Below are 24,802 nucleotides of genomic sequence, written 5' to 3'. Positions count from 1 at the left end.
CGCTCCGCCTGCACCGTGGCCCGCGCCTGCGCGATCTGGCCGTCCAGGCCGGCGCGGTTGGCCTGTGCGGTCGCCAGTGTCGCCTGTGCGGTGGCACGCTCCGCCTGCACCGTGGCCCGCGCCTGCGCGATCTGGCCGTCCAGGCCGGCGCGGTTGGCCTGTGCGGTCGCCAGTGTCGCCTGTGCGGTGGCCAGTCTCTGCTGGTCCTGGTCGCGTTCGGCCTGGACGGTGTGACACATGTCGGCCAATTGCCGGTCGAGGTCGGTCAGATGGGTCTGAGCCGCCGTGACGGCCGCCTGCGCGTTGGCGATGGAACGCTGGGCACTGTCGGCGGCGTCTTTGAGGATGTCCAGCGCGTGCTGCCGGACATACGTGGCCGCCAGTCCGAGCCAGGCGTCGAGCTCCGCGGTTCCCGCGATCCGCCACGTTCCCTTGAGGCGGCGCGGTGCTGATCGAGGTCGCCGACTCCTCCCAGGACGAACCCAGGATCAGGGACGCCTTCGGGGACTCCGACTCCGTACGAGCGCCACCACCCCACATGTCAAGCCCCGAGCATGACCCGCACGTCCGCCACCTGCGCAGGTCCGCGCCGTGTATGAGTCCCGCTTCAACAGCCACCGCCCGCACCGGGCGCTGAACCACGCCAGTCCGCTCCGCCCCGTCAGGCATCGAGCGGTGGCTCGGGAGCTCTATGATCTCACCTGCGCATATCTGATCATCTGTCCGGCGGTACGGACAACACGCGTAGAGAAGGTGCGATATGAGCTTCATTACCAAGGCATTCGAGATCACCGAAAAGGGCTTCGATTCCAGCGTCGACGCCGTCGAGGAGTGGAACGAGCACCGGCGCGCGCAGAAGCTGCTGCTCAAGCTGGGCGTCGCCGTCTACGCAGAGCAGCGCTTGGGCCACGACCACGGCACGGTAGAGCGCATAATGAAGGCCATCGATGGCCATGTCGCCGAGTGCGGAGAGATCGAGCTGGATCATCTGCGGGTGGCCAAGGACGTTCTGGGCGAGGACTTCGTCGTCGCGCACAGCGACGACGCCAAGCCGACCGGCAGCGAACTCGACGCCGACACCACCGTGACCACCCCCACCGCCTGAGCTCGAGCAGCCGGGCACCCGGTTTCAATCCATCGGCTCTGCGTTCGAGTCCCAGGCGCCACCAGTCCTGACCTGCGGCTTCGCCTGCCCGGGCGGAGCTGTGGTGTTCGTGGTGGGGCCAGGGTGAGGCCGTGGTGGGGCCAGAGTGGGGCCGATCCGTCCAATAGGACGTGGGCGGGGCGGTCGGCGCCGGCCTCAGCTCGTGGCCTCGGCGCCGGTGAGGGCGTCGTTCATGCGCTCGTCGTAGCCGGTGGTGGGGTTGACGACGCGGCCGGCGGCCCACCAGTTCTCGCTGGCTGTTTCGGTGATCGTCATCAGGATGTCCTCTTCGGGGACGTCGGCGAACAGCCGAAGGTTGTTGACGATCGCCTGGAACAGTTCGGCCTTCTGCTCGGCGGTGCGGTGGTTGACGGACAATTGGATGAACATGGCGCGCTCGCCGCGACGCAGGCCGAACACGACCGGCTGCATCTGGAAGTTGTCGGGCGAGACCTCGTGGAAGACGTGGAACTGGTCGTCCTGAGGGATCTTCAGCACGTCGACCATGGCCTTGTGGATGCCCAGGGACACATTCCGGCGGTACTCGGGGGTGGTCCCCTGGCGCAGGTAGATGTTGATCAGAGGCATGATCTCTTGCCTTCCTTTTCTTTCTTTTCTGTTGAACGGGCCGATGAACCGCCCGTCGGGCAGAGCCGCCGTGTAGCCCGCCCGGCGCATGCCCTCCACGCTAGGAACGCGGAGGGCATTCCACCAGCGAATGTTCGGCATAATGGACATGCCGATTACTCATGGGGAGCTCATGGAGATGACGCTGGTCGGGCTGCGGGTGCTGCGCGAAGTGGCGGAGCGGGGCACCTTCACGGCCGCCGCAGACGCGCTCGGGTACACGCAGTCGGCCGTCTCCCGGCAGATGGCCTCGCTGGAACAGGCGACTGGCGCCCGGCTCTTCGACCGCTACCCCGGCGGTGTCCGGCTGACCGGCTCAGGCCGTGCCCTGCTGCGGCACGCCGTCGTCGCCCTGGACGCCCTGGAGGCTGCCGACTGGGAGTTGCGCGGCGCGGAGGAGGTCGAGAGGGGCCGTGTCCGGCTCGGCTTCTTCCCCACTGCCGGAGCGGTGGTCGTGCCCCGTGCCCTGGCGATGCTGCGCCAGGACCACCCGCACCTGCAGGTGACGACGCGTGAGGGGACCACTCCCTCACTGGTGCGTGCGCTGCGCGCCGGCACCCTGGATCTCGCGCTCCTCTCCTCCCGGCCACCGCACCGCTCGCCCGACACGGACGATCCGCCCCTGAGTGTCGAGCCGCTATTGGAAACGCACCTGGCCGTGGCGGTGCCGGCCGGCGGCCCGTTCGCCGAACGGGGCAGCGTCAGCGTCGAGGAGATCGCGGGCGCACCATGGATCGCCAGCCCCGGCACCGCAGACGAGCCGCTGCTCGGTGTCTGGCCCGGTCTGCCCGGGCGGCCCACGGTCCACCACACTGCCCGCGACTGGCTGACCAAGCTCCACCTGGTCGCGGCCGGCGCCGGCATCACCACGGCCACGCCGACGCTGCTGCCCGCCGTCCCGCCCGGCGTACGCATCGTGCCCGTCGAAGGCGTCGCGGAGGAGGTACGACGCGTCAGCCTGGTGCGCATGCCGGGTCCCCTCGGGACACCCCGGCAGGCGCTGGCACGCGCCCTGCGCCGGCAAGCCGCCGACCTCGCCGACTGACCGTCCCCGTCCCGGACATTGCGCCTTTTCCGACCTCAACGGTCTTTCCCTCTCCGGAGGGCACCGGGCCGCCGAGGGGCTCTTCGGCAGCGACCCGCCGATGAACCGCGAATGAATTGTGGACGGTCCTGCCTCGGATGCCGCGAGCTGACCGCTTGCGGACACTCGGCAGGTATAGGTAAATCACCGGATATCGGCTCTCATTGCTGGCTGTCGGCCCGCGTCAAGAAATCTGTTGAGGCCGGGCGACGCGATGAGTAATGGGAGACCGAATGTCGTACGTACGCCGATGGGTGCTGTCGGCGGGGGCCGCGCTGGCCCTCATGATCGGATTCGCGGGAGCGGGCGCGACCGCGCACGCCGCCCCGAACCCCGCCGGGACGACGAGCTCGACCGCGCGCCTCAGCGACGGCCAGGCCGTCGACTCGGCGGCCGCCCTCAAGAAAGTGGCCGACTACTGGACCCCGGAGCGGATGCGTCACGCCACCCCGGTTCCGGAACAGACTCCGGGCCTGCAGACCAAGGCAACGCCCGCTCGACCGAGCGGCCCGCGGGGCTCCACTCCGCCGGCCAAGCCCGTCGCCTCCGGCTCCGTCTCGCCGATGATCACCGAGTCGGCAGTGGCCGGCAAGGTCTTCTTCCACAAGCCGAGCGGCGGCGACTGGGTCTGCTCCGCGAGCGCGCTGAACAGCGATTCCAAGCAACTCGTCATCACCGCCGGCCACTGCGTCCATGAGGGCGCGGGCGGGAACTGGATGCAGAACTGGACGTTCGTGCCGCGCTACCGCAGCGGAGCGCGGCCGTTCGGAACCTTCGCGGCCAAGCAGTTCCGCACCTTCAACTCCTGGATCAGCAGCAGCGACCTGAGCCGCGACGTCGGCATGGTGACGACCTGGCCGCTCAACGGCAACAAGCTCGTCAATGTCGTCGGTGGCCACGGCCTCAACTGGAACTGGGGGAATTCCGTCGCCATCACGATCCTCGGCTACCCCGCCAACGCGAACAACGGCGAGATCCAGCAGTGGTGCCAGGGCACGACCAGTGACGGCGGCGGAGGCACCATCAAGCTCCAGTGCAACTTCAACGGCGGCTCCAGCGGCAGCGGCTGGCTGATGAACTTCAACGACAGCACAGGGCTCGGACAGGTCGACGGCGTGATGAGCACACTCGACAGCACGGGCTGGAACCGGGCGTCCTACTTCGATGACGCGGTGAAGGCCATGTTCGACGCCCAGGGCGGCGTGACCTGACAGGTGACCTGACAGATCGACGCCCGGTGGCCCCGCTGACGCCTAGACTGGTACGCGGGGCCATCGGCCTGGATCAGGAGTGCACAGGGTGAGACGTTCCAGAGTGCGCAGACTGGCGATGATCGCCATCGCGTCGGCGGTGGTCGCCGGGATCGCGGTGATCCGTTACGCGGCCGCGTCGACCACGTCGTCACCTCCGCCGGACACCGGCTCCACGGGCAGCCAGGTCCAGCCGTCTCCGACGACCCAGTACTGGACGCCGGAACGCATGCGCAACGCCAAGCCGGCGGAGATGCCACCGCCCTGAGTCGCCTGATCCGACCGGCGCGGGTGAGCACTCCCTCGTCCAGCTTGGCTTCGATGTTGCCTGCGATTTCCAGAGGTGTGCAGCGGTTTGTCGGGCTGCTGCCCTACGGTGTGCCGGCATGAACGTCCGATCCACCGCCACCTTCCGACGGCCTGACGAAGACGCCCTGTCCCTTCCTGCCGCGTGGAGAGAGCGCCGGCATCCGCGGCGGCGCGATGCGCCGGTCGCCGCGGTGGACGAGCGCGCGCCACGCACGCTCCTCTCGCCGGAGGCCCGTACCGAGATCGAGCAGGTGCTCCGCGCCCCGGGGTCCGATCCCGAGCTCGCTGATCGAGGGCTCGCCCACCTTCACGGCGCCCCGAACCCGCTGGGCGCGGCGGCGGTCGCGTCGATCAATGTGCACCGGTCCGTTGGGGGGGTCGCCTGGCCCTTCGCCGACGCCTGGGTCGCCGACCATGGCCTGCCGTTCGCCGCCTGCGCGTACGCCGAGTTCGGTTCCGCCGCCGTCGACTGGGCCCCCGGCACCGGGGAGGCCCGGGTGGTCGCCGCCTCACGTTACGGCCGGCACACGCGCGCCTGGTGGAGGGACGAGTACGCGTCGCGCCGGCTCCGCACCCGGCTGGCCGCCGCCGACGACGAGGTTTACGCCGAGGCCGTCGAGCGGCTCGCGGGCTGCCGGCGCGACCCCGCGCAGCGGGCCGTCGTCTCCTACCTTGTGCCGGACCGGCGCGACTGGGTGGACGAGTGCTGCGCCGCCCCTCCGGACGATCCGATTCGATGGATGCTGCTGCTCGCCCTGAGCTCGGCAGACCAGCTCGCCGCGCTCGGCGACCGGGTGCCGCCACGGTGGTGGGACTTTCCCACGGGCGTCGTCGCCACCATGGCCGACGGGCTCGGTCCGGCGATGGCGCCGCTGCTGATCGATGCCCTGGACCAGGAGCTCTCCGTGCCCGAAACCCGCACGATGCTCGGCGCGCTCGCCCTGCTGCCGTCGGACGAGGCGTTCCAGGCCCTGGTGGACCGCGTCGGCCGCAAGTATGTCCAGCCCGCGCTGCTCGGCGCGATGAAACGCTTCCCGATCCGCGCGATGCGGCTGCTCGCCCCCGCGACCCGCGGATCATCACGGACGGCCGGGCTCGCCCGCGAGCTGCTGGCCGGGCATCTGCTGGCCGCTCCGGCGCGTACGGCGGCGGTGCTGCCGGATCTACCGCCCGACGTCCGTACCGTCATCGAGTCGCTCACAGCGGCGAACACGCGGGCGCCGGACGCGCCGGCCGACGCCCTCCCGCCGGTGCTGGTCACACCACCATGGACCCGGAGGCGCACGCCGCCGGAGCCCACCGTCCTGGCCGGGCTGACCCCGCCCGCCCGACAGGCGGTGACCTGGGCCGACGGCGAGCGGGAGCGGTGGGCGGGGGCCACGTTGGGCACCTACGGGTACCAGCGTCGCGAAATCGCGATCAAGGCCATCGAGGAGTACCGGGCCGGAAGGACGACCGACTGCAACCCCGCGCTCTTCGTATGGGGCCCCGAGGAGTTGCTGCGACCGCTGGTCGGGAGCTGGCGACCCGGGCAGCTCGCGGGGGCGGCGACGTGGATGTCGGCCATCGTGGCGCGGTTCGAGCTCGTCGCCCTCCCCCTCGCGCTGTACGCCGCCCGGTCGAACCCGTCCGGCGCCGCGGCCGTTCTCCTGCCGTTCCTGGACACCGAGGCCGCGCTGCTGGCGGCCGGCTGGCTGGCCCGGCTGACGTCGGTGCGCGAGGCCGCCGTCAACTGGTTCGGGCGGCACGGCACGGACGCCGTGCCCTACCTCGTGCCGGCCGCGCTCGGCGAGCCCGGAGCGCGGCGGAAGGACGCCGAGGGCGCCCTTCGTCACCTCGCGTCCGAGCACGGCGCCGATGCGATCGTGGGGGCCGCGCGTGTGTCCGGGGAGGAGGCCGCGCGCGCGATCGAGCGGTTCCTGGCGGTCGATCCGATGGAGCTCCTCCCGGACCGGATGCCGACGATCGGGCGGTGGGCCGGGTCCGAGTTGCTCCCGCAGGTCCGGCTGCGCGACCGCACGCGGGCGCTGCCGCGCGAGGCGACCGCCCACCTCCTGACCATGCTCGCGATATCGAGGCCCGGCGCGATGTACCCGGGGATCGGGCCGGTCCGCGAGGCCTGCGACCCGGCCTCCCTGGCGGAGTTCTCCTGGGCGCTGTTCCGTAGCTGGCAGGCGGCCGGCGCGCCGGCCCGGGACGGCTGGACGCTGACCCAGCTCGGCTGGCTCGGCGACGACGAGACGGTGCGGCGGCTCGCACCGGTGATCCGCGCCTGGCCGGGCGAGGGCGGGAATGCCAAGGCGGTCAAGGGCCTGGACGTGCTCGGCGAGATCGGCACCGACGTCGCGCTGATGCACCTGAACGGAATCGCGCAGAAGGTGCGGTTCCCGGCGCTCAAGGCGCGGGCCCGGGAACGGATCGATGAGGTCGCCGCACGGCTGGGGTTGACGCCCGAGCGGCTCGCCGACCGGCTGGTGCCGGACTTCGGGCTCGACCCCGACGGGACCCTCATCCTCGACTACGGGCCCCGGCGGTTCGTCGCCGGTTTCGACGAACAGCTCCGCCCGTACGTCACCGACGAGCACGGCAAACGGCGCAAGACACTGCCAAAACCCGGAGCCAAGGACGACCCCGAGCGCGCTGAGGCGGCGTACCGAAGGTTCGCCGGGCTCAGGAAGGACGTCCGCACGGTCGCCGGCGACCAGGTCCGCCGGCTCGAGACCGCCATGGTGACCCGGCGCCGCTGGACGCTCACCGAATTCCGGGACCTGTTCGTCGCACACCCACTGACCTGGCACATCACGCGCAGGCTGGTATGGATCGCCGAGGACGGCGACCGGACGACGGCGTTCCGGATCGCCGAGGATCGCACCCTCACCGACATCGCCGACGGCGCGCTGGACCTGCCCGGACCGGCCACGATCCACATCGCGCACCCGGTCGACCTCGACCGCGACCTGCCGACCTGGTCCGAGCTCTTCGCCGACTACGAGATCCTGCAGCCCTTCCGACAGCTCGACCGGACCGTGCACACCCTGACCGAGGACGAGCGGTCGAGCGGCCGGCTGGAACGCTTCGAGGGACGCACGATGCCGATCCGCGGCGTGCTCCGGCTGATCCGGCGCGGCTGGGAACGGGGAGAGCCGCAGGACCGCGACGTCACGCGCTGGATCTCTCGGGAGATGGCCGCCGGCCGTCACCTGGTGGTCGGTCTCGATCCGGGCATCGTGGCCGGGGCCGGCATCGACGACCCCGAGCAGAAGATCCCGCGCGTCCGGCTCGACGACCGGCCCGGCGACCCCCTGGACCCAGCGATCATCTCCGAGATCCTCGCGGACCTGACCGAAGCGTTCGAGGAGACGGCGCCAACGATCGTGTGACCTGTACCGCTCGGAAACCCGAGGCGAATATAGTGGACCGCCATGTCGGAGCCGCTGGTGCCTGGGCTGTTGCTGGCCGAGCGTTACAGACTCGAAAGGGTGCTCGGGCAAGGGGCGATGGGCCAGGTCTGGCGGTGCACCGACCTGCGGCTGGAGCGAGAGGTCGCGGTCAAGCTGGTCGCGTCCGAGCTGCGGGCCGGCCGGGAGCAGGAGGTACGGCTGCAGCGCGAGGCGAAGGCGGCGGCCATCCTCGACCATCCAGGGATCACCGCGGTGTTCGACGCGGGCGAGCACGGCGGCTGGCTCTACATCGTCATGCAGTTGCTGCAGGGAGAGGATCTGCAAGGGGTCCTGGAACGGAGCCCGTCCGGGCTGCCGGTGCAGTCGGCGCTCGACCTCGCCGCTCAGATCGCCGATGCGCTCGCGGCTGCCCACGAGGGCGGCGTCGTCCACCGGGATCTGAAGCCCGCGAACGTGATGCTCGTCCAGCGGAACCGGATCAAGATCTGCGACTTCGGCATCGCCTGGCAGGCCGGTTCCGAAGGGGTGACGCGCACGGGTGTGCTGATGGGCACTCCGCTCTACATGTCGCCCGAGCAGTGGCGGGGCCAACGCGTCGACCACCGGACCGATCTGTACTCGCTGGGCTGCGTGCTCTACTCACTGCTCACCGGTGAGCCGCCCTACCCCGCCACCAGCCTCTACGCGCTCATGACGCAGCACCTGACCGCCGAGCCACCGCTGCTGAGCTCCAGACGCCCGGAGATCTCCGGGAACATCGACGCTCTGGGCGTGGCGCTGCTCGCCAAGGACCCTGCGGCCCGGCCGGCCGACGCACGGGCGATCCAGGCGGCCCTTGACAGGCAGTCCAGGACGCCTGTGCGTGTGGACGGTCCGCCGCGTGACGAGGCCGGGATGGCGGTACTCAGGGGTCCGGCGGTCGGCGGTCCCGCAGTGACGGCGGCACAGGTGCCGCGATCTTCGGTACCGACCTCGTCACCCGCATCCCGCACGGCCACGAAAGCCGAGGCCGAGCGTGCCGCACAAGACATAGCCGACCCGGCGTTGCGGGCGCGGGCGTTGCGTCGAGTGGCCGAGGCGGCCATCGTCGGGCGGCCGGCGGCAACCGTCGAGGATCCCGGCCCCACCCGGGTGGCGCCGCCGATCGATCCGGACGTCGCGCTGAGGCACGCGGTCGGCCCGGATGCCCGGTGTCGGGTGATGCTGCAGGCCGCGCGGGCCGCCGCCGGCACCGAAGATGCGATGACGTGGCTGCTCACGGCGGCCGAGGAGGCCGGGTCCGTCGACACGGGTACTCGGGCTGACCTGCTGCGGGAGATCACGGTCGCGCTGGCGCCGTACGACATCGACCGTGCGATCTATCTAGCCAACCAGATCCCGGGAGCGACCGTCGCGCTCCGGCGGGACAAGGAGCACGCGGAGATCGCCGTGGCCGCCGCCGTGGCCGATCCGGCAGGCGCCGAGCGTGCCGCCCGGGGCCTGGCCGGCTCAACGTTGCGGGCCGACACGCTGGCCAGGATCGCCATCGCGCTCGTCGAGCGGCTTCCGGACACGGCCGAGCAGATCGTGCGGCGGATCGACGCCCGGCCTCAGGACCGGGTCGTCGCGCTCACCAGGCTCAGCGCGGCCTTCAGCGCCCGGGACCCGGCACGCGCCGCCGCCCTCCGCAGACAGGCCGACCAAGAACTGCAGAGCCTGGGACCACAGGCCGATCGTACGCGTGGGGCGATCGTCGCCGCCCTCGCCAAGTCAGACTCCACCATCGCGTATTACATCGCCATGGAGATCAGAGACACGCCGCTACGCGACGCCGCCCTGGGCACACTGGTCGAGCTTCTGACGGAGCCCTAGAAGAATCCGCGTCCAGCCTCGTTGCCGACAGGCCGCCGAAGTGAAGCTGGCGACCCCGCCCACCGGGCGGGGTTCCGTGATCTCCATGGGACCAAGTTACTTCACGGAAAGGCCGCTTCCTGAAAGGATCCGGTTACGCGTACACGAATGTTCTTCTGACGAAAGGGACGCGGACGGTGGATGCTGGTCATCTTCTGGGCGGCCGGTACCGGCTGGTCCGGGAGATAGGCGCTGGAGGGTTCGGCCGGGTATGGCAGGCGCGCGACGAGGAACTGCGCGTCGATGTCGCCGTCAAGGAGGTGTGGCTGCCGCCGGCCACGTCCACCACCGAGCACGGGGAGCGGCTGGCCCGCGCCAAACGTGAGGCCCGCAACGCCGCGAAGCTGCGCGGCCACCCCAACATCGTCGCCGTGCACGACGCCCTTACCGTCGACGACGCCCCCTGGATCGTCATGGACCTGGTGCGCGGCCACTCACTGGAACAGCGCATCGCCGAGCAGGGACGGCTGCCCGCCGACGACACCGCGGGGATCACCGCCGCGTTGCTGGACGCCTTGGCCGCCGCCCACGACGCCGGGATCACCCACCGCGACGTCAAGCCCGCCAACGTCCTGCTCGCCGACGACGGCCGTGTGCTGCTCGCCGACTTCGGCATCGCCGAGCACCACGCCGACACCGGGCTGACCGCCTCCGGCACCATCGTGGGCTCCGTGGAGTACATCGCGCCCGAACGCCTCGACGGCAAGGCCGCGGGCCCCGCCGGCGACCTGTTCTCCCTCGGCGCCACGCTCTACCACGCCGTGGAGGGCGCCTCCGCGTTCCGCCGTGACACCCCCACCGCCACCATCACCGCCGTCCTCCTGCGTGACCCCCCGCCCCCCGCCCACGCCGGGCCGCTCACCACACTCATCACACGACTGCTGGACAAGGATCCCCACGCGCGCCCCGACATCGCCGAGGCCCGTCGGCTCCTCGACACCCCCCACGCCGGCGAGTCCACCACCAAGCTCTCGACGAAGCGACTCACCGCATCCACCGCGACCAAGGCACCGCCCAGCGCCTCCGAGACCAGTCCCGTCGACGGCAAGTCCCCAGCCTGGCCGAGCCCGGCGCCGAAAAAGGCGTCCCCGAGGAAAAATCCCGACCCCCTCCGCAGCACCTTGGGTGTCATCGCGCTCATTATTCTCGGGATCATCTTCGTGCCTAAATTCGTCCACCACATCGAGGCGTCGGGGATGCCGGCCGGATGCGCAGAAGTCAGGACCGCTTGGGACCGTCACAATCAGTCGGTCAACAGCAGGACTGATTCTAATGTCGCTCCGGGCTACCGACAGTTGGGCGATGACATGGGTGCGGCGGCGCAGAAGGCTACCGACCCTAACGTCAGATCGGTGATCCAGGATCTCGCTGACGCCAGTCACGCAGTAGCCGATGATGTGGACCGAGAACATGCCAGCGAAAATGCGGATTCCAGTGATTACAACCGCGACATGCCAAAATGGGCCAATGCCAATAACAAACTCATAGGAATCTGTCAATGACTGCCGAACTCACTGTCCGCTGCGTATCCCGTGCGGCCGATGGGTATCGTCGTCGCGACCGGGCCGCGGCTGTCAAGCGGTCCTGACGGAGACCTCGGTGCCGGTGCGGAACGGCACCCTGAGTGACACGAAGCCGTTGTCGGAATTGCGGATCCAGGCCGTGTAATCGGCGTAGTCACCGCGCGACGTTGTCGGTGACGACCACGGCACCGGGGCGCAGTGCCGACGGCGGCCGATCGACCACCTATTCCGCGCCCCCTGCCAATTCCTCGTACAACCCTTCCATAGCGGTGTGGTCGTCGTCGGTACCGGTGTGCGGAGCGGCGAACCAGCGCGCGTACTCGACGATCTCGGAAAGCCGCCAGTCCAGCGCGAACAGCTCGACCATCGCGGGGTCGGGGAGCAAGAGGTTTGCCTCAGCGAGCAGGCGGCCGGTTCGTCCAGCAGCAGCACCCGGCATCCGCGCAGCAGCCAACGGCCGAGGATCGCCTTCTGCTGGTTTCCGCCCGACAGAGTCCGGATGGGCCGGTGCGGATCGGGCGGCCGTAGATCCAGGGCGCCGATCTGCCGGGCGGCCTCGGCATGCTCGCGGCGGCGGTCGTGCCAGCCGTACCGCGAATAGCGCCCCAGGCAGGCCAGCGAGATGTTGCGGGCGACGCTCTCCAGCATCAGCAGGCCCTGGCTCTTGCGTTCCTCGGGCGCCAGGCCCATCCCGGCGGCGACCGCCGTGGTCGTCCCGCCCCGGGCCAGCCTGACGTCGTCGACCAGGACCCGGCCGGCCGTACGCCGCCGGGCGCCATAGATCGTCTCCAGGATCTCCGAGCGGCCGGAGCCGACCAGCCCGGCCAGTCCGACGATCTCCCCCGCCCGCACCTCGAACGAGATCGGCTCGAAGTGCCCGGCCAGGGCGAGGCCGTCCACCCGCAGGACCACCTTCCCCGGCGTACCTCGCCGCGGCGGGAAGACCTGGTCGACCGAACGGCCGGTCATCAGCGGGACGATCTTCGCAGTGGCGGTGTCGGCGGGCAGTCCCCTGGCCACGGTAAGGCCGTCCTTGAAAACGGTGATGCGATCGCCGATCTGCCGGATCTCGTCAAGACGGTGGGTAATGAAGACCACGCTCACGCCGGACGCGGTCAGCTCACCGATGATCCGGAACAGGTTCGCCACCTCGTCGTGGGCCAGGGCGGCCGACGGCTCGTCCATGACGATCAGCCGCGCGTCGTACGACAGGGCCCGCGCGATGCTCACGACCTGCTTGGCCGCCGGGGAAAGGCGTCCCACCAGCGTGGCCGGCGAGATCTCTGGGTGGCCCAGCCTCGCCAGCATCTCTTCCGTACGGCGCCTGGCCTCCCGCCGTCCAGGCTCGTGGCCGAGGAAGATGTTCTCGGCGACGCTCAGCCCGTCCACCAGGTCGAGCTCCTGGTAGATGGTGGCGATCCCACGGCGTGTGGCCGCGGTCGGGTTGGGGAACCGCACCGGCTCCCCGGCAAGGACGATCTCTCCCTCGTCGGGCCGGTGCGCACCGGACAGCACCTTGATGAGAGTGGACTTGCCGGCGCCGTTCTGACCGAGCAGGCAGTGCACCTCGCCGGGGAGCACCTCGAGGTCGACGCCGTCGAGCGCCCGGACCCCGGGGAACGTCTTGACGATGCCGCGCATGGTGAGCAGCGGGGACGATGTCGACATCGGAGCCTCCGGGTCAGTGGGAGAAGACATGTGAGCTGATCAACTTGGCCGCCCCCACGACCCCGCAGGTGTCCCCGAGCTCGGCGAGCGTGATCGGCAGATTCCCGGTGGCCAGCGGCAGCGACCGGCGATAGACCACACTGCGGATCTCGGCGAGCAGCAGGTGGCCCAGGCCGGCCAGGCCACCCGCGATCACCACCAGACCGGGGTTGAAGAAGCTGACCAGGCCCGCGAGGACCTGGCCGACCCGGCGCCCGCCGTCGCGGATGATCGCGATCGCCACGGCGTCACCCGCCGCGGCGGCCACGCCGACGTCCTCGGCGGTCAGCCGCCCGGCCTGCGCCAGACGCTCGGCCTGCGCCAGACGCTCGGCGAGGTGGCCGGAGGCTCCCGAGCGGGCCGCCTCCTTGGCCTGGCGGGCGAGCGCCGCGCCACCGAAGTAGGCCTCGAGGCAGCCGGCGTTGCCGCACGAGCAGGTCGGGCCGTCGTCGTTCACCCGGATGTGGCCGATGTCGCCCGCGCAGCCGGAGACTCCGCGGTAGATCTCGCCATCGACGACGATGCCGCACCCGATGCCCGTTCCGATCTTGACGAGCAGGAAGTCGTCGACCGTCTTGGCCACCCCGGCGTGCATCTCGCCGAGCGCCATGATGTTGACGTCGTTGTCGATGAGCGCCGGGCAGCCGAGTTGCTGGGCGAGCACGTCCCGGACCGGATACCGGTCCCAGCCCGGCATTATCGGCGGGGCGACCGGGAAGCCGTCGCGGAAGCTGACCGGGCCCGGCACTCCCACCCCGACCCCGTGCAGTTCGGTCGCGATCCCCCGCGAGCGCAGTTTGCCCAGCGCCTCCAGTGCCACCGACAGCACCGCATCGGGCCCATCCCGCACGTCGCACGGCTCCGCCGCGTGCGCCAGGATCTCCAGATCGCCTCCGGTGATGGCGACGTCCACGGACGTGGCGCCGATGTCGATGGCCGCGAACCGCAGACGCTGCGACAGGCGCAGCACCCCGGCCCGGCGTCCCCCGCGCGAGGCCGCCAGACCCGCTTCCTCGATCAGCCCGAGCTCGGTCAGCCGGCCCATCTCCACCGCGAGCTTGGATCGCGACAGTTCCACGACGTCACCCAGCTCGGCCCGGCTCCGCAGGCCGTCCTGTAGCAGATGCAGGAGACGCGCCTGATGAGCGTTCTCCGGTCTCAGCGCCACGCGCTTCACTCCGCCCTCCCTGAGGAAACTGGCTTCTGCCCGGAAATTACATACTTCTCTGTCCGAGCGGAAGACTTCTGCTGCGAATTATCTATCTTTTTCCAGAAAGAGGACAAACTGTTTTTGGGCATGCAGAAATGCAATTCGACGATCGGCTGAAGCGCCGTTATATCCACCGCCACACTGCCGGTGCACTAAAGCTGATCAGCTATCCGACCAGCCCAAACGAGTGAAAGATCTTCAGTGGCGTATTCGATGACCCGCCTTTCGTGCGGTGGGTCGATCTGCTTCCTCCACCGGAACTGGACGGCCGCGCCGTACGGCGGCCTGGCCGACTACCGCGTCGTGATGGGCGCGCACGGGCCGGCCGGCAACCCTGACCGCATTGGCCACTTGTCTCGGCCTCACCGCTGCCCGCCTTTCGGGAAATCTCCGACACTGTGAAGACCCCGCTCGCGGCAGCGGATAACAGGAACTACGCGACCTCGGCCGGGCTTTCGCCGCGAGCCCCGCATCGCATCCGGTCGCGCCCCAGCGGCCTGCGGACACTGCCCGCTCGGCAGCGCGGTCGCCTCGCCGACGCCGTTCGCCCCGGAGCTGACGCTCGATCGCCGTCCAGGACCGCCCACGACCTGCGGCGTCGCAACGGCGACGGCAGGGAGAGGCCTGCGGTCCGGCCGGCTGACCACGATCGCTTCCGGCCGCACACCCGCAGATGGCCGCAAATGGCCTCGAATTTCGTGTAATCGGCGGCGCGTCGCGAGGTCTTCCAGGGAGAGGTCGAACGGATCGGCCCGTGAGGAGGACGGATGCTCGCGGACGTCAGCGAGGAGCTGGTCGCGGCGGCGCAGGCCGGCGACGGGGAAGCCCGGGAACGGCTGGCCTCCGCTTGCCTGCCGCTCGTCTACAACATCATCGGCCGGGCCCTCGGCGGCCACGCCGACGTCGACGACCTGGTGCAGGAGACGCTGCTGCGGGTCATGAACGGCCTCGAGGGCCTGCGGGATCCGTCACGGTTCCGGTCCTGGCTGGTGACCGTCGCCATGAACGAGGTACGGCGGCGCTGGTCGGCGAACCAGAAGCGGCCCGTCGTCGACCTCGAGGCCGTATACGACGTGCCCGATCCCGCCGCCGACTTCGTCGACCTGACCATCCTGCGGCTGGGCCTGTCCGGGCAGCGCCGGGAGATCGCCGAAGCGACGCGATGGCTGGACCCGGACGATCGCGAACTGCTCACGCTGTGGTGGCTGGAGGCGGCGGGACAACTCACCCGACCGGAGTTGGCCGAGGCGTTGGGATCCCCGGCGAGGCACGTCGCCGTACGGGTCCAGCGGATGAAAGAACGACTGGACTCCGGGCGCACCATCGTCCGGGCGCTCGGCGCGGAGCCACGGTGCGCGGGACTGTCCGAGCTGATAGCCGGGTGGGACGGCCACCCCACGTCCGTCTGGCGAAAGCGAATCGCGCGGCACATCAGAGACTGCCGGACCTGTTCAGATCATCGGAAGGGTCTCGTACCCGCCGAGGTGCTGCTCGCGGGCCTGGCCCTGGTGCCACCACCTCCGCACACCGGCTCCGCGCTTCTCCATATCGGGTCCACGTCACTCCACGCCAGCTCCGCGTCGGCCCACACCGGCTCGGCGGCACTCCACACCGGCTCCGGGCCCCGCCACACCGGCACGCACGCCGCCACCGGGAGACATCGCCGGATGCGGCGCCTCGGGTCCGGCCGGGCACCGACCGCGATCGCCGGAACGGCCGCGGCGGCGATCGCCGTGTTCCTCATCTGGTCGATTCCTCACTCACTGGATCTCGAACCGGCGGCGAAACCGGACGCGGCCCGGCCGACCACCAAGAGCAGGCCGACCGTCACGGCAGGGCCGACCACCATGAGCCGGCCGTCCGCTCCGGCACGGCGGTATCGCGCGCCGTCGCCGGTCCAAGGCTCGGTCACGCGTACCCACCGGCCGGTCAGCCGTACCCGCCGCCCGATCTCGCCTCCCGGAAGCGCCTCACCGGGCGGCATCGAGCAGCAGGTCGTCAGCCTCGTGAACACGCAGCGGGCCAAGAGCGGCTGCGGTCCGCTGCACGTCGACGGCAGACTCCACACCGCGGCGCAGAAGCACTCCGACGACATGGCCGCCCGCCACTTCTTCGACCACACCAATCCCGACGGCAAGGGCCCCGGCGACCGCATCACGGCAGCGGGCTATCGATGGAGCGGGTGGGCGGAGAACATCGCCGCCGGCCAGCAGACCCCAGCGGACGTGATGAACAGCTGGATGAACAGCCCCGGCCACCGGGCCAACATCCTCAACTGCGGATACAAGGACATCGGCGTCGGCGTGACGTACGGCAGCGGCGGCCCTTGGTGGACACAGGACTTCGCGACACCGCAGTGACCCGGCCTCGACCGTACAGAAGTTGCTTCCGTGTCGCCCCCTGGCCGACGAGTCGTCGGGCCGATGCCGGTGCTCGGCCGGCTGCCGCCGTCTCGGATCAGACCAGCGGATGGATCTCCGGGTGGGCCTCCCACCAGCGCCGAAAAATCGGATTGTCGTCCACGTGGTCCGTGTAGGCCCGGGCGAGGCTCCGGTAGAGCGCGGCGGCGATGCCGTCACTCAGCCTGTCCCGGCGCCAAGCGACGATCAGTCGTCCGACCTGCGGGTCGCCGGCCAGCGGGCGGACGACGGTGCCGGGCTGGGCGGGCCAGGTCGGGTCGACCAGCCGCACTCCGTACCCCGGCGCGACCAGCGGCTGCGCCCCGCCGCTCGGCGCGTCATATCGCACCCTGGGCTCGAAGCCGGCTGTCCGGCAGGTCGAGCGCAGCGCCGCGAGCGAGCCGTCGTCGGCGCCCGGGGGGCTGATCCAGTACTCGCCCTCCAGGTCGGCCAGCTCGATCTCCGCGCGCTCGGCAAGCGGGTGGGCGGCCGAGAGCGCGACGAAGATCGGGTATCTGGGCACAAGCGTGCGGTTCGCGATCGGCGCCGCCATCGGAATGCCATAGCCCTCGATGACGCCGATGAGCGCCGCATCCAGGTCACCGTGGGTGAGGGCGTCGGTCAGCAGCACGGCCGACGGCTCAATGCGCAGGGACAGCTCCACCTCCGGGAGTTCCTCCGCGACCCGGGGGATGAGGCTGGCGACGCACGCCACGTGTATGGAGCCGAGCCGGATGCTCCGCAACTGCCCGGCGAGGCCGGGCAGATCACCGAACAGGGCGTTCATCTCCGACAGGACGATCCGGGCGCGGGAGATGACCTGGCGTCCCAGCGGCGTCGGCTCCGTCCCGCTGCGCGTCCGCACGAAGAGCGCACCGCCGAGGAGCTCTTCGATCCGGTGGAGCTGGTTCGTCATGGCAGGCTGCGACAGTCCCATCCGGGCGGCGGCCCGCGTGAGGCTACCTGTCTCCGCGATCGCGCAGATCATGCGGAGATGCCGGATATCAAGTTCCATAACTGAGAATTATGCGACAGATTATGGCCGATCGCCGGTCTCCACGTCGACCTTGCCTTGCAGTGATTGTGCGGCCGATATACGCGCTAAAAGTCCATGCATAACCCAGATTTATGTACGGGCTTATGACCGGCAAGTTTCCTTCGCGTTCACACTTCGGACACGCGACGGACGAAGCCTCCGGCTGCCACGATCCGCGACTGATCGGTATCGCGCCCGCGATGTCGGGCTTTGCTGCACCGGCTGATACACGACCGGGAGTATCGATGGAACATCTAGAACTTCGTCATCTGCGGATGCTGTGTGCGATCGCCGACACCGGCGGGTTGGGCAGAGCGGCGACGCTGCTGGGCTACTCTCAGCCGGCGGTCAGCGCCCAGCTAGGGCGGATCGAGGGTTTCCTCGGTGAGCCGCTGTTCACCCGCAGCAAGACAGGGATGGCGCCGACGGCCTTCGGTTTGGAGGTCGTGGCACGGGCTCGCGACGTGCTCGCGCGCGCGAAAGCCATCGAACGCCGCTCAACCGGCACGGTCTTTGCCGCCGGTCAGGTCCTGAGACTCGCGGCGACCAACACTCCGATCCTGCCCGGAACGGTCGCCCGGATCCGTACCGCGCTGCCGGATCTGACGCTGACCATCTCAAGCGTCTATGCGTCCTCGCAGATCGTCGAACTCCTGGAGGGCGACAAGCTGGATGCCGCCATCGGCGTGGACTATCCAGGGCTTGGGTTGCGGCACTCCGATGCCGTTGCGCACCGCGCGATCACCACCGAGCCCGCATTCGTGGCGTTGCCCGCCGACCATCGGCTGGCCCACCGGCCGGAGGTCTCGCTCACGGAGTTGGCCGATGACGCCTGGTTCCTGACTCCCGACGACGGCGCCGGATGGCCCGGGGTGTTCTACACAGCCTGCCAGGCCGCCGGGTTCAGCCCGGTCACCGTGCACGAGTTCCTCGGCGACAGGCTCCAGCTGCAGAACATGATCGCCAACGGTGAGGGCGTGTCAATCGTGCAGGCGACGTTCCTGCCCGCCGACGGCGTACTCGTCAAACCCCTGACAGGCACGCCGGTGTGGCACCGCTTCCTGCTCGCCTGGCGGGCGAGGGGCGTCCGCGACAAAGTGGTCGAGACGGTCCACCAGTCCGCGACCGCCGCCTACCGCGACCTCATCACCGACTCGCCGCACTTCCGGGCGTGGGCGACCCAGACCAACCGCCTGCGCGCGAGTTAGCGCCCGGCGCGAGCCGTCCCCACTTGGGTCTGATTCACGCTGCCATCGCCGGTTCGGCGGGCCGCGACATGTTATGACCTGCCGCGAAATGTCTTATGACATGTGATATTGCACCTGTCCATATGGCTTGGGAAGTTCGGTGGAACGCCTCGCCACCCCGCCTGAGGCGCAGAAACCCCCAGGGAGCAACAGTGCGCCACCGAACCCCCCTGCCCTCCCGAACCTTCGTCGTCAGATTCCTGGCCGTCGCCCTGATCGCCGGTCTTCTGACCGCTCTGACCGGCCATGGGAGGGCGTCCGCCGTGACCGCCGCGGCGGCGCCTCGTACGTCGTCGGCGCCACCGGTGCCTGCGCCGTCCGACGTGGTCGGCACCGCCTCAGAGCGCGACGACGTGCGAGCCAAGCCGCTGACCGCCGACCAGCAGCCTCCGGCCAGGCTTCAGACGGTGAAGAAGCGCCTGCCGTCGGCGAGGCCGAAGGCCGCCGCGCAGTCGTGCACCCCGGGCGACTTCGGCGGCCGGACCGGATCCGCGCTGGCCGACTACGTCCGAGCCTCGACCCACCAGTGCATCGACAGCCTGTTCGGCATCACCGGCACCGACGCCCACGACGTGTTCCGCCAGGCCCAGATGGTCACCGTCGCCAACGCCTTCCAGGCCTACTCGAGGACCTATCCCGGCGACGACTCCACCGGCGTGGACGAACTCATCTACTTCCTGTGGGCCGGCTACTACGTCCAGGAGAACAACGCCTCCGCGGTCGGCCCCTACGACTCGACCTTGACGGCAGCGGTGCAGGCCGGTCTGGACACCTTCTTCGCCGGCCCGCACGCCATGGACGTCAGCTCCGGCAACGGCGCCGTCCTGGGTGATGCCGTCATCGTCACCGACAGCGCCAACGTGCAGGGCCGCTACCTCAACACCTACAAGCGGATCCTCAACGCCTACAACAGCTCCTGGGACGCCGTAGGGAACATGGACTACGCCCTCAACAGCGTCTACACCCCGCTGTGGCGCGGAAACTGGAACCCGGACTTCGTCGCCGCGGTCACCGCCGACCCCAGCATCATCGACACCCTGTACGCCTTCGCCCGCGATCACCTGAACCTGCTGGGTGGACCCAACGACGTCCTGGACTCCAACGCCGGCAACGATCTGGCCCGTCTCCTCGAGCACCCCGCGCTCCAGGCCAAGGTACGGCCGCTGACCAAGAGCCTGCTCGACCTCTCCGCGATCACCGGCCCGACCGCCTCGCTGTGGGTCCACGTCGCCTACCGGGCCAACGACCTCGACCCGGCGCAGTGCTCCTACTACGGCGTCTGCGACCTGACCGCCAAACTCACCGCCGCTTCACTTCCGCACACCTCGACCTGCGATTCGCAGACCGTCTCGCGCACCATCCTGGCGCAGGCGCTGTCGGCCGCCGACATGGCCGCCGTCTGCACGAGCCTGCGCAACCAGGACCCCTACTACCACGGCCTGGTCAGGGACAACGGCCCGATCCCCGGCCAGTACGAGACCAATGTCCGGCTCGCGGTGTTCGCCACCAAGACCGACTACGCGACGTACTCCTGGGCGATCTTCGGCAACAGCACCGACAACGGCGGCGAGACGCTGACCGGGGACATCACCAACCCGAGCAACCAGCCTGTTTCCGTCATGTACCAGAAGCCCGGCGACGACGGCTTCGTGGCCCGGGTCTGGAACCTCAACCACGAATACACGCACCTCCTCCAGTCCATCTACGACATGAAGGGCACCTTCGAGCAGCAGACCGTGCATCCCGACATCTGGTGGATCGAGGGCCAGGCCGAGTACGTCTCCTACAGCTACCGCGGCATCGCCGACACCGAGGCGGTCACCGAGGCCGCCAAGCACACCTACAAACTGAGCACCCTGTGGCAGACCACCTACGGTGACACCACCCGCACCTACCCCTGGGGCTACCTCGCAGTCCGCTACATGTTCGAGAAGCACCCCGCCGACATCTACAACATGCTGGCCCACTTCCGGACCGGCGACTACGACGGCGGCTACGCCGTCTACAACACCGGCATCGGCACCCGTTACGACGCCGACTTCGACACCTGGCTCAACACGATCGCCGGCGGCACCAACCCGCCGGGCGGCTGCCCCTCCACCGACACCCGCGCGCTGGGCCAGAACTGCACCCGATCGAACCAGTCCGCGGCCACCGGCCAACTGAACTACTTCTACATCTACCTGCCGGCCGGATCCGTGACCCTGCACATCACCGCCACCGGTGGCACGGGCAACGCCGACCTCTACTACAACGCCGCCGCCTGGGCGACCCCCACCGCCTACACCGCCAAGTCGACCAACCCGGACAACGCCGAAAGCATCACCGTCACCAACACCGCCGCCGGGTACCGCTACATCAGCCTCTACGCGGCGACCGCGTACAGCGGCGTCTCCGTCACCACGACCTACTGACCCAGCCACCACCAGCGGCACCCGACGCCCTGGACGGATGGTGACGGCCGCCGGCGATGGCCGGCGGCCGTCACCGGACGGGAGCCCGGCGCGCCGGGGTGAGCGATGACCACACCCCGAAAGCCACAGGTCACTATTGGGACAAAACCTAACAATTCTGGATTAGTTGGCAGAATGGCCGGATGACCGAGGACGCGGAGCTGACCCGGCGCGTCCGGGACGGGGACGACCGCGCGGCCGAGGAACTGTACCGGCGCCACCACCGCGCCGTGCTCACCTACGCCGCGCGGTTGTCGCGCGATCCGCAGACGGCCGAGGATCTGGCCAGTGAGGCGTTCGCGCGCACCCTCCGGACGGTCCGCTCGGGCACGAGCGGACCGTCCGGTACGTGGCGTCCCTACCTCTATGCCGTCGTCCGGAACACGGCCTCGAACTGGGCGCACAGTGAGCGACGGCACGTCCTCACCTCCGAGTTCGCCGACGTGCCCGCCGAGTCTGAGGCCGATCCGCAGGACGGCACCAAGGAGCTCGCCGTCCGGGCGTATGAGTCGCTGCCCGAACGCTGGAAGACCGTGCTGTGGCACACCGTCATCGAGGAGGAGTCTCCCGACCAGGTGGCCGGCGTCCTCGGCACCACCCGCAACAACGTCAACGTCCTGGCCTTCCGCGCCCGCGAGGGACTTCGTCGCGCCTACCTGAAGGCGCATCTGACCACCGTCACCTCGCCCGAGTGCCACGCCTTCGCCGACCGCATCGCCGTCGCCGTCCGCAAACCCGGCAACCGCCTCCCGCGCGCCCTCCGGGAGCACCTCGACTCCTGCCCGCGCTGCTCCCGCGCCCACGCCGACCTCCTCGACCTCAACACCACTCTCCGCGCCGCCATCCCCTTCGCCCTCCTGGTGCCCCTCGCCAAGCAGGGCGCCGTCCTCGGCGTCCACAGCGCGCCGGGGGCCACGGTCACGGCCGCGAGCGCGAAGACCGCGGGCGCCACCGCCAAGGGACTGAGCGTCAAGGGCATGAGCGGAGTCGCGGCCGGCGGCCTCACCGTGGCGGTGGCCGTGGGCCTCGCGATATGGCACGGACCGGTGCGCAAGGCGACCCGTCCGCCTTCGGCGTCATCGCCCTCGGCCCCGCGGCCACGGGTCGCCGTGCCGCTCGCCCCGCCGGCGGCAGAGGCATCGAAGGCGCTGACACCAGGGCCGGTCTCCGGCACCCGCATCAAGGCGGCGATCATCGGAGCCTGCGTCGGCGTCAAGGGAAACGCGGCCGTCGCGCTTCCGTGCGGCGACTCCAGGACCGCCTGGCGACGTTCCGGTGACGGCCACTTCAAACTGGTCGACAAGCCGACCGGCCAATGCCTGACCGCAGGCGACCACTACGACCGCGTGTCATTCAACGGCGGCGGCATCTGGGCGGTGCGCATCGCCCCGTGCGCGACCGCCGGAACCTGGTCGGTCCCGGTCTTCTCCGACCAGGTGACGCGCCTGATCAACGACGCGACCGGCGGATCGCTGTCGATCGGGAAGACCTTCAGCGGTCATCCCCCGCCGACCGCGTTCATCCTCTACGGCGCCTATACCGGCTCGTCCGAACAGCGCTTCACGCTCGGCTGAGCAGCGCCGGCTCACTCACGATCGTGGCGGCCCGCGCCGGCCGTTCTCGTGTCCTGGTCGGCCGTGTGTCCGTGCCGCGGCGCGGCACGGACACACTCTAAGACCGGTGGCTTGCACTCATGGGGTGTAGAGCTGCCGCGTCGGGACGATCTGCTGTGGGGTGTTCGGGCTCGACCACAGCAGCTTCATGTAGGCCTCGCCGGTCTGCTCGGTGTGCTCGACCCTGATGGAGTACTTCCGGCCGGCCTGCAGGGTGACGCTGCCCTTGTCGACCTGAGGCTCGTGCGGGGTCGTGTCGCTGACGATGAGCTTGCCGTCGATCCAGACCTGGGCGGTGTCGTCGGAGACGGTGGTGAACTGGTAGGTCTCGCTGTATCGCGGCTGGATGAAGCCGGTCCACCGGGTGCCGAAGTGGTCGCTGGGGATGCTCGGGGCCGGGGAACCGAGGAACCGCCAGGCGTAGTTGATCGACGGGTCGGTGCGGGTGATCTTCGGCGTCCCGGACAGTTGGTCGTTGTCGAAGATCTCGGCCTTCAGCCCGGTCCCGCTGCCCGGCGCCGCCGGGGTCTGGGGGGCGATCGATAGTTTGATCACGGTGGCGGACGGGTTGGTGGCGTTCCCGGACGGGGTGAGGTCGTACCCGTCACCGGCCTTGGTCACGGTGACCTTCTGGCCGCTTCCGAGCACCGCCGCGCCGGTCACGGTGAACGGGACCGTGGCGGTCAGGTGCACCGGCTTGCCGGCGCCGGGCCACTGGGAGACCGAGGCGTACAGATCGTTGCCGGACCGGCTGACCGTCCCCCAGCCGGGTTCGGCGACCACCCCGGGGTAGCCCGCCCGGTAGACCGCGGCGCCCTGGCCGGCCGTTCCGGACCAGTCCCCGATCGCCTTGAGCCGCTGAACGGCTTCGGCGGGGACCCTGCCGAGGCTGTCCGGGCCGACGTTGAGCAGGTAGTTGCCGCTGCGGCTGGAGGTGGTGAGCAGGTTGTGGATCAGTGTCGGCCCGGACTTCCAGTTGGTGTCGTAGCGCGCGTAACCCCAGTGGTCGTTGATGGTCATGCAGCTCTCCCAGAGCTGCCCGTCGACGGGCGCCGCGGGGATCTCCTGCTCGGGCGTGCCGTAGTCGCCGTCGGTGACCCGCCGCTTGCCGACCCGGTTGTTGATGATCAAATCGCGGTCCAGGCCACGCAGGTACGACTCCAGGTCCTCCCCGTCCCTCGGACTCCAGTTGTTGGTGGGATTGTCGGTGTTCCAGTCGCCGTCGAACCACAGCAGCGCCGGATGGTAGTTGTCGACCAGCTCCTTGAGCTGGGCGTACATCCGCTGCTTGTACTTGGGGAAGTCACTGGCGAAGTCCGGGTCGTGCCAGTCCCAGATGGAGTAGTACAGGCCGAGCTTGATCCCTGCTGCGTCGGCGGCCTTCTTCAGTTCGGCGAGGATGTCCCGATTCTTGTCGAAGGACGAGTGGTCGCGCAGGTTCCAGGTGTTCTGCTTGGTCGGCCACATCGCGTACCCGTCGTGGTGCTTGGATGTGATGACGATGTAGCGCATTCCCGCGCTCTTGGCGGCGGCGACGATGGCCTTGGCGTCGAAGTCCTTCGGGTTGAACGTCGACGCCTTCTGCTCGTACTCGGCCATCGGGATGTCGCAGTTGCGCTTGATCCACTCGGCGTCCCGGCAGACGGTCCCGTCGGGCCGGGTGTACTCGCCCTCCCAGTTGGAGTAGTCGCCGAAGTGGATGAACATCCCGAACCTGGCGTCCCGCCACCACGCCGTACGGGCGGAGGTGAACGGATCGTCGAACGCGTAGTTCGTGCCAGGGCCGGGGGCCGCCGCTGCGGCGGACGCCGTCCCCGGTGTGACGGCCAGGCATGTGGCGGTCAGCAGGACACCGGCCAGGGCGAGACCCCTGAGGTGCGTCATGGACATGAACCGCTCCTGTTCTGTG

At 69.7% G+C, this 24,802-nt stretch carries 17 protein-coding genes; 11 read left to right on the top strand and 6 right to left on the bottom strand.

From position 1 onward, the window contains the following. Nucleotides 1–239: hypothetical protein (locus AB0I04_RS06320; RefSeq protein WP_360879892.1), on the bottom strand; the 239-nt coding region annotated here is incomplete at its 3' end. Between the two features lie 521 nt (nt 240–760). Between AB0I04_RS06320 and AB0I04_RS06315 the strand changes: the two genes are divergently transcribed. Beyond that, complete coding sequence (locus AB0I04_RS06315) at nt 761–1,105, top strand: hypothetical protein (RefSeq protein WP_360879889.1); 345 nt, start codon at nt 761–763, stop codon at nt 1,103–1,105. Nucleotides 1,106–1,300: 195 nt separating this feature from the next. Here AB0I04_RS06315 and AB0I04_RS06310 read toward each other — a convergent pair whose 3' ends face one another. Next, nucleotides 1,301–1,732, bottom strand: coding sequence for a tautomerase family protein (locus AB0I04_RS06310; protein WP_360879886.1), 432 nt, complete (start codon nt 1,730–1,732; stop codon nt 1,301–1,303). 148 nt (nt 1,733–1,880) lie between these two features. Here AB0I04_RS06310 and AB0I04_RS06305 point away from each other — a divergent pair, with 148 nt between their 5' ends. From AB0I04_RS06305 to AB0I04_RS06280, 6 genes are all read left to right on the top strand, one after another. Continuing rightward, nucleotides 1,881–2,816 carry a LysR family transcriptional regulator gene (locus AB0I04_RS06305; protein ID WP_360879883.1) on the top strand — a complete coding sequence of 312 codons (936 nt, stop codon included), beginning with the start codon at nt 1,881–1,883 and terminating at the stop codon, nt 2,814–2,816. Nucleotides 2,817–3,088: 272 nt separating this feature from the next. Further along, nucleotides 3,089–4,066 (top strand): hypothetical protein, encoded by a 978-nt coding sequence (locus AB0I04_RS06300; RefSeq protein ID WP_360879880.1) that lies wholly within the window; start codon nt 3,089–3,091, stop codon nt 4,064–4,066. Nucleotides 4,067–4,154: 88 nt separating this feature from the next. Beyond that, the gene (locus AB0I04_RS06295) at nt 4,155–4,373 is read left to right on the top strand and encodes a hypothetical protein (RefSeq protein WP_360879878.1); all 219 of its coding nucleotides are present in this window, start codon (nt 4,155–4,157) and stop codon (nt 4,371–4,373) included. 118 nt (nt 4,374–4,491) lie between these two features. After that, the gene (locus AB0I04_RS06290; RefSeq protein ID WP_360879875.1) at nt 4,492–7,794 is read left to right on the top strand and encodes a DUF4132 domain-containing protein; all 3,303 of its coding nucleotides are present in this window, start codon (nt 4,492–4,494) and stop codon (nt 7,792–7,794) included. Between the two features lie 42 nt (nt 7,795–7,836). Then, a complete protein-coding gene (locus AB0I04_RS06285; protein ID WP_360879872.1) occupies nt 7,837–9,666 on the top strand; it encodes a protein kinase in 1,830 nt (609 codons plus the stop codon). A 176-nt stretch (nt 9,667–9,842) separates the two neighbouring features. Beyond that, nucleotides 9,843–11,207: a serine/threonine-protein kinase gene (locus AB0I04_RS06280; RefSeq protein WP_360879868.1), complete on the top strand. Its 1,365-nt coding sequence runs from the start codon at nt 9,843–9,845 to the stop codon at nt 11,205–11,207. 72 nt (nt 11,208–11,279) lie between these two features. Here the strand turns inward: AB0I04_RS06280 and AB0I04_RS06275 are convergent, their stop codons facing one another. Both AB0I04_RS06275 and AB0I04_RS06270 read right to left on the bottom strand, forming a co-directional pair. After that, nucleotides 11,280–12,896 carry a sugar ABC transporter ATP-binding protein gene (locus tag AB0I04_RS06275; RefSeq protein WP_360879865.1) on the bottom strand — a complete coding sequence of 539 codons (1,617 nt, stop codon included), beginning with the start codon at nt 12,894–12,896 and terminating at the stop codon, nt 11,280–11,282. A gap of 13 nt (nt 12,897–12,909) precedes the next feature. Continuing rightward, on the bottom strand, nt 12,910–14,103 hold the full coding sequence (locus AB0I04_RS06270; protein ID WP_360879862.1) for an ROK family protein: 1,194 nt from the start codon (nt 14,101–14,103) through the stop codon (nt 12,910–12,912). An 809-nt stretch (nt 14,104–14,912) separates the two neighbouring features. On the opposite strand from AB0I04_RS06270, the gene AB0I04_RS06265 reads away from it, so the two are divergent. After that, complete coding sequence (locus AB0I04_RS06265) at nt 14,913–16,505, top strand: sigma-70 family RNA polymerase sigma factor (protein ID WP_360879859.1); 1,593 nt, start codon at nt 14,913–14,915, stop codon at nt 16,503–16,505. Between the two features lie 97 nt (nt 16,506–16,602). Here AB0I04_RS06265 and AB0I04_RS06260 read toward each other — a convergent pair whose 3' ends face one another. Then, the gene (locus tag AB0I04_RS06260; RefSeq protein ID WP_360879856.1) at nt 16,603–17,559 is read right to left on the bottom strand and encodes a LysR family transcriptional regulator; all 957 of its coding nucleotides are present in this window, start codon (nt 17,557–17,559) and stop codon (nt 16,603–16,605) included. A gap of 266 nt (nt 17,560–17,825) precedes the next feature. Between AB0I04_RS06260 and AB0I04_RS06255 the strand changes: the two genes are divergently transcribed. From AB0I04_RS06255 to AB0I04_RS06245, 3 genes are all read left to right on the top strand, one after another. Further along, on the top strand, nt 17,826–18,788 hold the full coding sequence (locus tag AB0I04_RS06255) for a LysR family transcriptional regulator (protein ID WP_360879853.1): 963 nt from the start codon (nt 17,826–17,828) through the stop codon (nt 18,786–18,788). Nucleotides 18,789–18,979: 191 nt separating this feature from the next. Beyond that, a complete protein-coding gene (locus tag AB0I04_RS06250) occupies nt 18,980–21,241 on the top strand; it encodes a M9 family metallopeptidase (RefSeq protein WP_360879850.1) in 2,262 nt (753 codons plus the stop codon). Between the two features lie 182 nt (nt 21,242–21,423). Beyond that, nucleotides 21,424–22,854 (top strand): sigma-70 family RNA polymerase sigma factor, encoded by a 1,431-nt coding sequence (locus AB0I04_RS06245; RefSeq protein WP_360879847.1) that lies wholly within the window; start codon nt 21,424–21,426, stop codon nt 22,852–22,854. 117 nt (nt 22,855–22,971) lie between these two features. Here AB0I04_RS06245 and AB0I04_RS06240 read toward each other — a convergent pair whose 3' ends face one another. After that, entirely contained in the window at nt 22,972–24,783 is a 1,812-nt protein-coding gene (locus tag AB0I04_RS06240; protein WP_360879844.1) for an alpha-L-fucosidase, read from the bottom strand. Between the last annotated feature and the right edge of the window lie 19 nt (nt 24,784–24,802).

Origin of the sequence: Actinoallomurus sp. NPDC050550, from assembly GCF_040655075.1 — a bacterium.
In the GTDB taxonomy this organism is placed as follows: domain Bacteria; phylum Actinomycetota; class Actinomycetes; order Streptosporangiales; family Streptosporangiaceae; genus Actinoallomurus.
This window is presented reverse-complemented; position numbering and strand designations above follow the sequence as displayed.

Bases quoted from the DNA above. Each gene is read 5' to 3' on its own strand.
- AB0I04_RS06305 (WP_360879883.1), top strand. From the start codon at position 1,881: ATGCCGATTACTCATGGGGAGCTCATGGAGATGACGCTGGTCGGGCTG.
- AB0I04_RS06285 (WP_360879872.1), top strand. From the start codon at position 7,837: ATGTCGGAGCCGCTGGTGCCTGGGCTGTTGCTGGCCGAGCGTTACAGA.
- AB0I04_RS06240 (WP_360879844.1), bottom strand. From the start codon at position 24,783: ATGTCCATGACGCACCTCAGGGGTCTCGCCCTGGCCGGTGTCCTGCTG.
- AB0I04_RS06260 (WP_360879856.1), bottom strand. From the start codon at position 17,559: ATGGAACTTGATATCCGGCATCTCCGCATGATCTGCGCGATCGCGGAG.
- AB0I04_RS06265 (WP_360879859.1), top strand. From the start codon at position 14,913: ATGCTCGCGGACGTCAGCGAGGAGCTGGTCGCGGCGGCGCAGGCCGGC.
- AB0I04_RS06275 (WP_360879865.1), bottom strand. From the start codon at position 12,896: ATGTCGACATCGTCCCCGCTGCTCACCATGCGCGGCATCGTCAAGACG.
- AB0I04_RS06255 (WP_360879853.1), top strand. From the start codon at position 17,826: ATGGAACATCTAGAACTTCGTCATCTGCGGATGCTGTGTGCGATCGCC.
- AB0I04_RS06245 (WP_360879847.1), top strand. From the start codon at position 21,424: ATGACCGAGGACGCGGAGCTGACCCGGCGCGTCCGGGACGGGGACGAC.
- AB0I04_RS06315 (WP_360879889.1), top strand. From the start codon at position 761: ATGAGCTTCATTACCAAGGCATTCGAGATCACCGAAAAGGGCTTCGAT.
- AB0I04_RS06310 (WP_360879886.1), bottom strand. From the start codon at position 1,732: ATGCCTCTGATCAACATCTACCTGCGCCAGGGGACCACCCCCGAGTAC.
- AB0I04_RS06300 (WP_360879880.1), top strand. From the start codon at position 3,089: ATGTCGTACGTACGCCGATGGGTGCTGTCGGCGGGGGCCGCGCTGGCC.
- AB0I04_RS06290 (WP_360879875.1), top strand. From the start codon at position 4,492: ATGAACGTCCGATCCACCGCCACCTTCCGACGGCCTGACGAAGACGCC.